The organism is Gluconobacter japonicus (genome assembly GCF_015244665.1).
Classification (GTDB): Bacteria; Pseudomonadota; Alphaproteobacteria; order Acetobacterales; family Acetobacteraceae; genus Gluconobacter; species Gluconobacter japonicus.
On the sequence record NZ_JABCQN010000024.1, the window covers coordinates 1 to 793 of the forward strand.

The window sequence follows — 793 nt, forward strand, 5'->3', positions numbered from 1 at the left end:
GACGCCAAGCGCCGTATGGGGCTGGGGGGCATTGTTTCTGCTGAAGAGCAGGAAGACTTCAACTCGAATGTCGAGACGCAGCGGGCCAAGGTTAATGCGGCGAAAGCTGAACTGAATACGGCTCTGCTCAATCTTCAGCGTTCGACGGTTTATTCAGCGGTTGACGGTTACATTACCAACCTGAATCTTCGGGTTGGTGACTATGCCCATGCTGGTCAGCCCGGTCTGGCTGTCATTGACGCGCACAGTTACTGGATCAACGGATACTTTGAAGAAACCAAAATGCATGGCGTGCATGTCGGTGATGAAGCCCGTGTGAAGCTGATGGGATACAAACAGATCCTTCCTGCGCACGTCGTCAGCATTGGTCGTGGTATTAATGACCGTAACGGTGTGTCTGACCGTCTGGGTCTGCCGGACGTGAATCCGATCTTTACCTGGGTCCGACTGGCGCAGCGTATTCCGGTTCGTCTGGAACTGGATAACGTTCCGCCGGAAATCACCCTTGCGGCCGGTATGACCGCGACTGTCACGATCGGCCGCGAAACGCCCGGCGCCCGTGGCAAGCTGACCACCTGGCTGCAGAATCATCTCTGATCATGTCCCGCAAACTCCTTACCCTCGCTCTTAGCACCTGTCTGTCGCTTACGGCCTGCACCGTCGGGCCGAATTTCAAGCCAGACAGGATCAAGGTGCCTGACTCTTTCGTTGAGCAGCCTCACTCGGTGACGGCAGAGGAGATTGCCCGCACGGAAGCGGACATGAAGGACTGGTGGGCGCAATTCCACGATCC

1 protein-coding gene and 1 pseudogene are annotated in these 793 nt (G+C 56.5%); both read left to right on the forward strand.

All coding sequences use genetic code 11. The features are described 5' to 3' along the window. Nucleotides 1–597: HlyD family secretion protein (locus tag HKD32_RS15105; RefSeq protein ID WP_194258411.1), on the forward strand; the 597-nt coding region annotated here is incomplete at its 5' end. Between the two features lie 2 nt (nucleotides 598–599). Further along, nucleotides 600–793: pseudogene (locus tag HKD32_RS15110) on the forward strand (efflux transporter outer membrane subunit); the annotation flags it as partial.